Annotated in this window: 9 protein-coding genes; 1 reads left to right on the top strand and 8 read right to left on the bottom strand. The window is 51.4% G+C overall.

Going from position 1 to position 11,853, the window contains the following annotated elements:
• Positions 1 to 21: 21 nt before the first annotated feature.
• Positions 22 to 888, bottom strand: a complete 867-nt coding sequence (gene mscS / locus ACUTSU_RS14510) for a small-conductance mechanosensitive channel MscS (RefSeq protein WP_445652010.1) — start codon at positions 886 to 888, stop codon at positions 22 to 24.
• 193 nt (positions 889 to 1,081) lie between these two features.
• Between mscS and ACUTSU_RS14505 the strand changes: the two genes are divergently transcribed.
• Entirely contained in the window at positions 1,082 to 1,750 is a 669-nt protein-coding gene (locus ACUTSU_RS14505) for a DUF1345 domain-containing protein (protein WP_445654317.1), read from the top strand.
• Positions 1,751 to 1,806: 56 nt separating this feature from the next.
• Here ACUTSU_RS14505 and fbaA read toward each other — a convergent pair whose 3' ends face one another.
• From fbaA to ACUTSU_RS14470, 7 genes are all read right to left on the bottom strand, one after another.
• On the bottom strand, positions 1,807 to 2,886 hold the full coding sequence (gene fbaA / locus ACUTSU_RS14500; protein WP_012146646.1) for a class II fructose-bisphosphate aldolase: 1,080 nt from the start codon (positions 2,884 to 2,886) through the stop codon (positions 1,807 to 1,809).
• Between the two features lie 115 nt (positions 2,887 to 3,001).
• On the bottom strand, positions 3,002 to 4,162 hold the full coding sequence (gene pgk / locus ACUTSU_RS14495; protein WP_445652011.1) for a phosphoglycerate kinase: 1,161 nt from the start codon (positions 4,160 to 4,162) through the stop codon (positions 3,002 to 3,004).
• A 77-nt stretch (positions 4,163 to 4,239) separates the two neighbouring features.
• Positions 4,240 to 5,256 (bottom strand): erythrose-4-phosphate dehydrogenase, encoded by a 1,017-nt coding sequence (gene epd / locus ACUTSU_RS14490; protein WP_445652012.1) that lies wholly within the window; start codon positions 5,254 to 5,256, stop codon positions 4,240 to 4,242.
• Positions 5,257 to 6,715: 1,459 nt separating this feature from the next.
• Positions 6,716 to 7,219, bottom strand: coding sequence for a fimbrial protein (locus tag ACUTSU_RS14485; protein WP_445652013.1), 504 nt, complete (start codon positions 7,217 to 7,219; stop codon positions 6,716 to 6,718).
• Positions 7,220 to 7,263: 44 nt separating this feature from the next.
• Positions 7,264 to 8,502 (bottom strand): hypothetical protein, encoded by a 1,239-nt coding sequence (locus tag ACUTSU_RS14480; RefSeq protein ID WP_445654316.1) that lies wholly within the window; start codon positions 8,500 to 8,502, stop codon positions 7,264 to 7,266.
• Positions 8,499 to 9,224, bottom strand: coding sequence for a fimbrial biogenesis chaperone (locus ACUTSU_RS14475; RefSeq protein WP_445654315.1), 726 nt, complete (start codon positions 9,222 to 9,224; stop codon positions 8,499 to 8,501). The genes ACUTSU_RS14480 and ACUTSU_RS14475 overlap by 4 nt, the downstream gene beginning before the upstream one ends.
• Entirely contained in the window at positions 9,221 to 11,752 is a 2,532-nt protein-coding gene (locus ACUTSU_RS14470; RefSeq protein WP_445654314.1) for a fimbria/pilus outer membrane usher protein, read from the bottom strand. The genes ACUTSU_RS14475 and ACUTSU_RS14470 overlap by 4 nt, the downstream gene beginning before the upstream one ends.
• Positions 11,753 to 11,853 lie beyond the last annotated feature (101 nt).

Here is an 11,853-nt window from a genome sequence, read left to right as displayed (position 1 = left end):
AGGGGCCAAGGCCCCTTTCAATTATTCCGCTTTCGCGGTGGTCGCATCATTGCGATACAGATGAACGTCCATCTGCGGGAACGGAATCCCGATATTGTTGGCATCCAGCGCGCGCTTGAAGTTCTCCATCAGATCGAAGTACACGTTCCAATACTCTGCATTGGTGGTCCAGGAGCGGGTCACGAAGTTCAGTGAAGAAGGTGCCATCTCGTTCAGACGCACGGTCACGCCTTTGGCGTGCATGATGCGCTTGTCAGCAGCGATCACATCGCCCAGTACCTTTTTCACCACATCGATGTCGGCGTTATAAGCCACGCCAACCACGATATCCACACGGCGGTTCGGCTCGCGGGAATAGTTGATGATGTTGCCGGCGATGATTTTACCGTTCGGTACCACGATGGTTTTGTTGTCTGCGGTGCGCAGCGTGGTGGAGAAAATCTGCACCTGGTCGACGGTACCGGCTACGCCGCCCAGATCGACATACTCACCGGCACGCAGTGGACGGAAGGCCACCAGCAGCACGCCTGCAGCGAAGTTGGACAGCGAACCCTGCAACGCCAGGCCGACGGCCAAACCGGCAGCACCCAGCACGGCGATCACCGAGGTGGTCTGTACGCCAACGCGCCCCAGCACCGCGATAAAGGTGAAGGCCAAAATACTGTAACGCGCCATGGCCGCCAGGAAATCGGCTACCGTGGCATCGATGCCGCGTAACTTCATCACGCGGTTTACCGCATTGCTCACTACCCGTGCAATGATCGAACCAATGATGAAAATAACAATCGCCGCGACGATGTTCACCGCATACTGAATCAATAAATCCTGGTTCTGCACCAGCCAGTTACCGGCACCATTAATGCCGTCTACTACATTCAGATCTTTCATTCGTGTCGTCCTAACTTTTCCCTAAGGGGATAAACTCGCAAAAAAACTGACATCTGGCGTCAGTCGGAAACCACCGCACTAGGTTAACTAACATTCCCACAGCATGCCAACCGTAAGCGGTAAAAATCGCCGAACTTCCTCTATGCTGAATAGAGCGCTATCGCCTTTGGAACGATAAGGAACTTCGCCCGTCATGCACATGCCGTCGTCGATTCAACACTATTGGCAGGTTCGCCCCAGACTGCTGCTTTCCGTCGCAGCGGGCATCTTGTGCTACCTACTGCTACCGGACAGGCTCGGTCAATTGCAACGCCTGATGCTCGGCTGGAACCTGCTGGCCTGGTGCTATCTGCTGTTTCTCTGGCGGTTGATGCTGGTCAGCACGCCGAAGCATATCCGCCAGCTAGCGCGCACGCAGGATGAAAGCGCCAGTAAAGTGCTGGCGCTGGTCAGCATAGGTTGCATGGTGAGTATTCTGTCTATTCTGTTTGAGCTGAGTACCACCAGACAGGTCAGCGACTCGCTGAAAACACTGCATCTGGCGCTGACCGGTGCCACGCTGGTGGTGTCCTGGCTGCTGCTGCCCACCGCATTCACCATGCACTATGCCCATCAATTTTACCGTCAGGGCGCGCAGCAAGATCCGCTGCCGCTGCTGTTTCCCGGTGACCTCAAAGAACCGACCTATTGGGACTTCGCCTATTTCTCGTTCACCATTGCCGTCGCTTCGCAAACCGCCGACGTGGCGGTCGGCGCGGCCGAGGTGCGTAAGGTCGCCCTGCTGCAATCGGTGATTTCCTTTGTCTTCAACCTGGTGATTTTGGGGCTGTCGATTAACGTCGGGGCCAGCCTGCTGAGCTAGAAATAGAAAAGGCTCCCTGAAGGGAGCCTTTATGTAGGGCTAACAGCTAACCGAGATTACAGAACGTCTACTGCGTTCAGATCTTTGAAAGCCTGTTCCAGACGAGTAATCATCGAAGTCTGGGCTGAACGCAGCCATACGCGTGGGTCGTAGTATTTCTTGTTCGGCTTGTCAGCACCTTCTGGGTTACCCAGTTGGCCTTGCAGATAGCCTTCGTTCTTTTTGTAGTACTGCAGGATGCCGTCCCAGGTTGCCCATTGGGTATCGGTATCGATGTTCATTTTGATCACGCCGTAACCTACGGACTCTTTGATCTCTGCATCGCTTGAACCGGAACCGCCGTGGAACACGAAGTTCAGGCTGTTGTGCGGCAGGTTATATTTCTTGGAAACATAGTCCTGAGAATCGCGCAGAATGGTCGGAGTCAGTTTCACGTTGCCTGGCTTGTAAACGCCGTGCACGTTACCGAAGGACGCCGCGATAGTGAAGCGTGGGCTGATCGCATTGAGTTTTTCGTATGCGTAAGCCACGTCTTCTGGCTGAGTGTACAGGGAGGATGCGTCCATATGGCTGTTGTCCACGCCATCTTCTTCACCGCCGGTGCAGCCCAGTTCGATTTCCAGGGTCATACCGATTTTCGCCATGCGAGTCAGGTATTTACTGCAAATTTCGATGTTTTCTTCCAGGGACTCTTCAGACAGGTCGATCATGTGGGAAGAGAACAATGGTTTGCCAGTAGCGGCGAAATGCTTCTCGCCAGCGTCCAACAGGCCATCCAGCCATGGCAGCAGTTTCTTCGCGCAGTGGTCGGTGTGCAGAATAACCGGCACGCCGTAATGCTCAGCCATCTGATGAACATGGTGTGCACCAGAAATCGCGCCCAGAATTGCTGCACCCTGTGGAACGTCAGTCTTCACGCCTTTGCCGGCGATAAACGCGGCACCGCCGTTGGAGAACTGAACGATAACCGGAGCGCGTACCTTCGCGGCTGTTTCCAGCACGGCGTTGATAGAGTCGGTACCTACACAGTTAACTGCTGGCAGAGCAAAGTTGTTCTCTTTAGCTACTGCGAATACTTTCTGAACGTCATCACCAGTGATGACACCCGGTTTTACGAAATCAAAAATTTTAGACATGTTACTTTGTCCTGTTTCGTCGGCCGTAGATGGATGTAAATCGATTTTTCATGCCGCGCCGCCTATGCCGCGCGGTATAAAATAAACGGGCGGCTTTCGCCTCCCGCTGTCTGAATTACTGCTTCGCGCGCTCTTCCAGCATCACTACTGCCGGTAACGCTTTACCTTCCACAAATTCAAGGAAAGCACCGCCGCCGGTAGAGATATAAGAGATTTTATCTTCAATACCGAACAGATCGATAGCCGCCAGCGTATCACCACCACCCGCGATTGAGAATGCCTCACTGTCCGCGATAGCGCGTGCGACAATTTCAGTCCCTTTGCGGAAGTTAGGGAATTCGAATACGCCAACCGGGCCATTCCACAGAATGGTTTTGGCTTCTTTGAGCAACTTGGCCATAGCCAGCGCGGTTTCGTCACCGAAGTCCATGATCTCTTCATCATCGTTGACTTCACTGACTTTTTTCAAGGTAGCAGGTGCAGTTTCAGAGAACTCCGTACCTACGCGAGAATCGGTAGGAACCGGAATTTTAAACTCGTCACGCAGTTTTTTCGCTGCATCGACGAAGTCAGGTTCGTACAGAGATTTACCAACGTTATTCTCGATTGCCACGAAGGTGTTGGCGATGCCGCCGCCCACGATCACCGTATCAGCGATTTTCACCAGCGAGTTCAGCACATCGAATTTGGTCGAAACTTTAGAACCGCCAACCACGGCAACCATTGGGCGAGCCGGGCTTTTCAGCGCTTTACCCAGGGCTTCCAGTTCTGCAGACAGCAGTGGGCCCGCACAGGCGACAGGTGCAAACTTGCCCACGCCGTGGGTGGAAGCCTGCGCACGGTGCGCAGTACCGAAGGCGTCCATCACATAAACGTCGCACAGTGCAGCATATTTCTTGGACAGGGTTTCGTCGTCTTTTTTCTCGCCCTTGTTGAAACGGACGTTTTCCAGCACCACCAGTTCACCTTCTGCAACCTCAACACCGTCCAGGTAGTCTTTAGCCAGACGAACCGGGCTTTTCAGGTGTTCTTTCAGATAGTTGACCACAGGCAGCAGGGAGAATTCTTCGTTGTACTCGCCTTCGGTAGGACGACCCAGGTGGGACGTTACCATTACGCGGGCGCCTTGTTTCAGCGCAGCTTCAATAGTCGGCAGGGAGGCACGGATACGTGCATCGGAAGTCACTTTACCGTCTTTCACTGGAACGTTCAGATCGGAGCGGATCAGAACGCGTTTACCGGCCAGATCCAGATCGGACATGTTAATTACAGACATGGTGAACCCTCTTGGTTGATTCTCTAGAAACTATAAAGTTGCCTGGGCGGCGCATCGGTCATGCCAATGCTACCGTACTAGAAACCGCTTGCGGCCATTGCCCGTGTTGTATCCAACATCCGGTTGGCAAAGCCCCATTCATTATCACACCAGACCAAGGTCTTGATTAGGTGCTGACCGCTGACCCGAGTCTGCGTACCGTCGACGATAGCGCTATGCGGGTCATGGTTAAAATCGATCGAGACTAATGGTAATTCCGTATAGTCAACTATACCACGAAATGATCCCCGTGCGGCCAATTGCAGCAACTGGTTGACCTCTGTCACTTTCACCGCCGAACTGACGCTGACGCTGAGATCGATGGCCGTCACGTTGATGGTTGGCACGCGTACCGAAATCGCTTCGAAGCGATCGCAAAACTGCGGAAAAATACGGGTAATGCCAGCGGCCAGCTTGGTGTCGACCGGAATAATCGACTGGCTCGCCGCACGGGTACGCCGCAAATCCTGATGATAGGCATCTATCACCGGCTGATCGTTCATCGAAGAGTGAATGGTGGTCAGGGTGCCCGATTCGATGCTGTAGGCATCGTCCAGCAGCTTGATCACCGGAATAATGCAGTTGGTGGTGCATGACGCATTGGAAACGATACGGTGTTCCGCCAGCAGCGTCTGATGGTTGACCCCAAATACAATGGTAGCATCGAGATCGTTACCGCCAGGATGAGCGAACAACACTTTTTTCGCCCCTGCCGCCAGATGGGCTTCGCCATCAGCCCGACTCCCGTACACGCCGCTGCAATCGAGCACCACATCGACGCCCAGTTCGCCCCAGGGAAGTTGTTCCACCGCCGGCTGATGCAGCAAACGAATGGTGTCGTCCCCGACGGTCAGCATGTCGCATTCCTGGCGAACATCCCAGGCAAAGCGGCCATGGCTGGAGTCGTATTTCAACAGGTGGGCCATCCCCTCGGCGTTCGCCAATTCGTTGATCGCCACCACGGAAATTTCCGCTCGTCGTCCCGATTCATACAGTGCGCGTAAAACGCTGCGGCCAATGCGGCCAAAGCCGTTTATCGCTATGCGGATTGTCATGCTGCTCCTGAAAAAGGGCCTTCTCCCACCGGGCGTGTTCACCGTGATCGAGAGGGCGCTGACTGGGGTATCTGAATAACCCGCATAGAGTACGTTAGCGCACCACCCGCTGTGAATCGTCGCATCACATTATTCCTTCGGCCCAGCGCTGTTTCGCCAGCCTCACTCCGACGTTTCTGTTGAAAACAGCCAAAACTGAAACGCTTCAGCCGAGCATAAACCAAAGTTTTGCCAAAAGGAACAGGTGCCGCAGTTCGCCTGACAACTGTGCAGTACTTTGCGAGAATAAGATGATCTAGCGCACATTTTCACCCTCAATCCTGCCAAGCAGAATTGAATGCGAATGCACAAATGACTTACCGCTAACGCCAACTCAACCCTAATAGACCCTGAGTTTGTTGGGTGAAGCAAATGCCAATGGGCTTAACTCTCTTTCTTTTTATGGTTAATGTTATTTACAAGTAACCAAAATGAGTGAAATCAAAGTAGTCATCCAAAGCAAAACCATGCCAGAACACCGTGCTGCGGCAGACAACACACCATGATCGTACCAAGCCGTTCCGAGCCGGGTTGCATCCAATATGATTGACATGAAGCGCAGGACTATCCAGATGCTTCCGTGTTTATCGTCCCCCCAGAGCAAACGCTGAAAGAGCATATGGCGATGTCTTTCCACAATACCTGCGGTGAGTCTGGAAGTGAAAAAACTGACTCAGCTATAACCATAACAATAAGGGCACAATCTGTGCGTAATGCTTGTCAGTTAGCGTTTTTCTGCAGGCGTTCGTGAAGTTTTCGGTCGAGGAAGATGAGATGTACCATTAAGCTCACGCGCCTCGACCGAGCAAGGGACCGTGGCCGCGGTCCCTTGCAACCCGCGCCTTTGCCCTATCAACCGGTTGGCTGCGCCAACGTTACTCAGCCCATCCCTGGGCCTCGCCCCTTCGGGGCTGCTGCAAGCAGCGTTCAAATCTGCTCCAGGCAGATTTGTCCTCCCTCCGTCACAGCGCATCACGGCCAGCTACGACAGGCGTCCCTGCCTGTCCTCCTGCGTTCGGCGTCTTCAAGGGCACCCGACACCCTGCTCATCTCACTATTTTCACTGTCTTCCATAACGCAATATCAAACTGAGGGGACACGTTGCCCGGTGGCGGCAGATTCGGGTGTTGACCTTGGGCGCGCATCACCGGCTGCTGAGCAAGACGGCGTTGTCAGGGGTAACCGGCCAGGACGGGCCGAGTCATTCCCGCAGGACAGAGGGGGGTTAAGTGAAGGCGCGGGTGGAGGGGCTGGGCCTTCGGCCCATCTCATTGCCGTTCATTGCAGTAGCAGAGAAATGCAGGGTTTTTACGGCAATTCTTCCTGCACGGAGCGAACAGAGATTGGATAAAAAAATGCCAGTCAGGCTTAACTGACCGGCATTACACAATCTGTGCGCCCCTTTACGTTAGCTCACCGTCTATTCATAAGACAGTGTGTAATGCAGCAAACGCGAAAAACTCCCTGGTTGAACCGTACCGGTTTTTACCATATAGGCAGAATAAAGCAGCACGTTATCTCCACCCTGGATCTTCTGCCCGCCAGAAGTTTTGCCAAAATTCAGCCGATTACCAGCACCGTCGAGCAGGCTTAGCCCCACACCGCTAACGCCATCAACCGGGATCACTGACCCAATCGCCCCTTTACCGGTTTTATCAAACAGGGTTTTGACGATCTTGTCTGCGGTATTGCAACCATACAGTCGGATCGTGAACGGGACCGGGGTAGATTGCCCTTTGGTATCCAGCTCTGCGGTAGATATCTCCCCCAGGTAAACCGTCTGATTGTCATCACCCACAACAATATTGCAGGTGGCAATAGTGATACGGCCTTTGAATATCGTCCTGCTGCTGGCTACCAATTCAGCCTGCGCCATATTCGCCAACGACGCAGAGAGCAATAATAAATAAATCAGTTTTTTCATCATTCACTCCAAATAACGAGGAACCAGAAGGCCCCCGTTCGCAATCAAGGCATCTTGACTTCAAAAATCAATACCTGACTATATTCTCCATCCTTGATTCTTTTCAGATCGTTGGTGGTAGCCGCAATCTCGGCGCGGATCCTTTTGGTTTCACTCATACTGTAAATATTGGCGATAAATGACGGGTAGGTATGATTGAACTGTAGATAACTACCTTTACCCAGATCAAAGAGTTTCAAACCAATTCCCTGTGGCGAACCGCTGGAGTGATTAATGCCCCAGAAGGTACTGCTGATAGAATACCCCCCCTCGGTCTTGATAGTGCCGGGTAGATTATACGTGCTGCCAACACAGGTCTGCGACTGAACCGGCCCTTTGGTCGCGGTCAACGTAAAGTCTTCCATCCTTACCCTATTACGGCTTAAATCGTCAGACGAGATCGGCTGAAATTCGACGACGCCCGGGGTGGTAATGGTTAAGGTACACGGCGGGATCGGCGGTTTAAGCGGGCCGGAGCTGCCACTGCCGCCGGACGCCCTGCAACCACCCAAACTCGAATCCTCAAGCCCACAGATACTCGGAATACTGGTGCCAGAACTCACATAGCTGCTGCTTGGATCATTACTGGCGGAATGCACCCAGATATCTCCCAAGAAATTGGGACGATCAAAGCCAGGCTTCTTTGAATCATCAACTCTGCTCTTGATCGGTTGAACGGTAAAGGTGAATTGCAGCGTCTTGGAATACCGTGGTGAACCATTAGTCACGCTATTGCAGTTACTCATGCAGGGCGCCAAAGAGCCATCTGTCCAATTTCTAGTCGTACCACCGGCCATATTCTCCATACTGGATAAATACAGCGAACCGGCCCCCGAAATACGCATCGTCACATTTTTATAATAATCGGGTTTAGCAAAATCCGCTTTCTCAAAAGAAAATTTTACGGGTCCAGATTTATTCCCAACATTAATGCAGGTTACGGCAGCAGTAGCCGTTATCGTATAAGTGCGGTTGGGAATGTTCCAATAATTGCGGTAACGACAGTTGTTCCCGTTCTGATCACAATCGTATTTTTCGCTTTTCTCTTCGATAAAGGGATCAATAACATTACGGAAGCCTATCTCCGGACGGATAAAATTGCCGGTGAGGTTATCCCATTTGCAAGCCATCAGATCCTCTTCCGCCAACGCCGTATTGAACAGAGAGCCTAACGCCAACAAGGCGGCCGCCAGCAGATATTTAACCTTGCCCTGTAAGAGAGAAAATATACCGTTTTGCATCATGATTTATCCCGCACACAGGTTGTCACCGTGCAGCTGTAATTCAGGGGCTGGTAAGCACCATAATCATTGATATATTTGAGCGTGACTTTCTGTGTTTGCGGCTTGATGCTAGCCAGCGTGACTTCACTTCTCGGCCTGAGAGTAATAGCCTCATCCTCTGCCAACAACGTACGTTTCCCCGCCATCACATCCGGCAGAATGACAAAAAACGGCGTGGGATTTACCAGCTTCAAACCTTGGCGGCCTGGCTCAAGACGGATTTCGTCCTGCCAGACTTTCTCGGCCAAGGGCTTCAGGGAAGCTGGGCGGTAAAAGACTTTCACCTTGATGCGCAACGCTAGCTGGATCGCATTAGCCTTATCCGACTTGGGGGGGATTTCCTGTAAAACAAAGAAAAACAGCGATTCCCGATCCTGTGGCAGACGTGCGGCATCAGCCAGAGGCGTTACGCGTATCTGCACGGTGCTGTCTTTTTCTACCCGCTGCAGCGGCGGCAGCGCGGTTAATGGCGAGCTAATTTTCTCACCCGTTTCATTCTCCAGCCAGGTCTGTGCCAGATAGGGTAATGTTTTGCTGTGGTTGATGACATTTACCGGAGATGACTTCTCATCTCCTAATAGAATAACTCGGGTCCGGTCAATAGAAATTGCTGCCTGTGCCGAGCCGGCAAACAGAAACAGCAACGCGCTGACCAATCCAGCAGAAAGTGATTTATGCATCATTGTGAAGTTCCTTGAGAGGGTGAATCAATACGGCAAGTGATCGGCAAGGCAGAAGATAAAGAGAGCCCCTGGGTAGGAAGAGTAAACAAGCAGCGCTGGCCGTCTTTATTCAGCACAGTTAGATGAGCCTGCGCACCAATGCCGGAAATATAGGTTTCACCATTTTCGCCGACCACACCAACCTGACGTCGCTCCCGGTTTTCTTCTACCGTGGTACCGAAAGGAATGGTCCGACCTTGCGAGTCAGTCAATTTAATCAATGCCTTGATACCGCGATAGACGTTTAACTTACGATATCCGATCGCCCCTTCGGTCAATACCATCTGGATGTTCGGGTTAGTGCTCTCGACATCATCGGGTAACTGGTTGGTATCGATGGTGTAGTTGGTGCGGTAATAGTCAGGCACGTTGTTGATCACCGCGATGCCGTTGGCATTGGTTGGCATCGCGTTGTTATTCCCCCGGCCACCGACATAAATCCCCTCAATTCCACCGGTATCCACCATCAGGCGGGTATTTCCAGCATAACCATCACGGTGTACGGCAAAGCCGTGCTCGGTAACGGTAATACCCGATTTGATACTGCCCCCCAAATAGTAGTCTTGGCTGCCCATGGAGGTGTTTAGCGTCGCGGAATACGCATCTCGGTTCATAACCATATTGCCATTCAGGTTGCTGTTGCTCAGAGATCCCGAAGAGTTACTGCCTATTGACCAGATATTGTCAGGGTCTGAATTATTGGTGTAAGTGGCACTCGGCGAAGCGTGGCCATTGCTGACCCGCATCGCGGTACTGAGATAGGATTGCGAATTTAACGGTATGCTCAAGCTGAAATAGATGGCGTTGTTATTCTTCTGTTCTTGCGAGGCAAAGCTGGTTTTATACTCAGTACGGTTAAGCGAAACGTAGGCATTGACGTTTTTCAGGCTACCAATATCAAAAGATTTGGCGACGCTCAGGCCATAGCTGTTGCTGTCAGAGACGTCCTGCCAATAGGTTTGACGGTTATAGATGGCGTTAACCGATATCCCTAAATCCCGGAAGTTCTTGCTGGCAACCAGGTTATAACTTTCCTTGTTGGTGGAGGTAAAATCAGGTGATACCTTCATCGCCACAAAGTTATCTAACGAGAGATAGTTTTTCTCTGAGAAACGGTAGCCAGCAAAAGTGATCTGGCTGTCAATACTGTCGAACACTTTGGAGTAATTAAAACGGTAGCTCTCGCCCTTCAGGGTTTGATGAGCCAGTTGAGAACTGGCGTGCGTCATATCAACGGAGATCGCCCCCAAGGTATTCATGTCATAACCTACCCCACCATTCAGGGCATAATAATTCTCATCGGTTAGCAATACGCCACCAAACACTGAACCGCCGGAAAAAACACCAACGGAAGCTTCTCCGGTAGCTAATAACGGTTTGATTGAGCCATTGGTCTGGTTCATTTGCCCCACCATCCCCTTGTAGCGAATATGACCTGAGCGGGTAAGGAAAGGCACATTCGAGGTTGCTATGGTAGAAACCCGCTCTTCACCGTTTTCCTCACGGATGGTCATTTTCAACTGGCCAGAAGTGGCATCAGTGAGATCCTGGATAACGAACTCACCGGGTGGAACCATCTTTTCATAGATAATGCTGTCACCGCGAGTCACGGTAACTCGGGCATTGCTGTTAGCTACCCCAGTCAATTGCGGGGCATAACCACGTAGCGCAGGAGGTAACATACGGTCATCGCTACCGATCGCCACACCACTGTAATTGATCGAATCAAAAACGTCGGATTGGAAGTAGCTTTTACCGATCGTCAGATTCGCCCCTGCTTCTTTAAGCGCACGAGCGACATAAACCGTCGTCGTCTTAAACTGATGTTGGTTACTGCCATAACCACTACTATACAACGACGTCTGGTAGTTGCTTCTCAAGCGCCAGCCTTGATAGTTCGCGCCAAGGGTACCGTAACTGGAAAATGCACTATTGCTGGTATTACGACCCTGATACTTATTGCCATTCAATGTGTAGTCAAACAATACGCCGGAAATACCATCGTCCCACTGTGCCGGTGGCGTCCAGTCCGGATCGCTGTACTTGAGCAACGCTTGGGGAATGCTGACCAATAGATCACTCTTGCCGCGATCGATACGGGCCGTTATCCCTTTATAACCGGCAATCAACAGGCAATCAGGTTTGCCGGGCGCGCCACGTTTTATCAGCTCTGCCAATGGTGTTTCTTTAAAGCCGAATTGTTCTATGGTTTGGGGAGTAAAACAGATCTGACTCTTACCCTCCAGAGTGATAACGCTAAAGTTATCACTGCTGATAACCCGGTCATCGATTTTTAATGATAGGGGATAGACTCCCTCAGGGATATAATCAGGGCGAGAGAAATTACTCAAATTAATATTATTATTATCACGCAATTCAAGCGCTCTGGTTTCAAACTCAATGTTATCACCATCGGCTTTAGCCGAATCAATCGCGATGAGGCAAAGAATAACGGTAGAAATAAATGAGTATTTCTTTTTATCATCCATAAATATATTAACCCATTAAGGCAACAACGTGGAAAAAGGCCTGTCAGTGATTACCCTTTCTAAATAAGAGACAGCACCAAATTACCTTTCTCTGCGGTAAT

The sequence above is a fragment of the Serratia sp. NA_13 genome, from assembly GCF_052691735.1.
The sequence above is the reverse complement of the archived record's forward strand: the minus strand, read 5'-3'. Positions and strand labels throughout refer to the sequence as shown.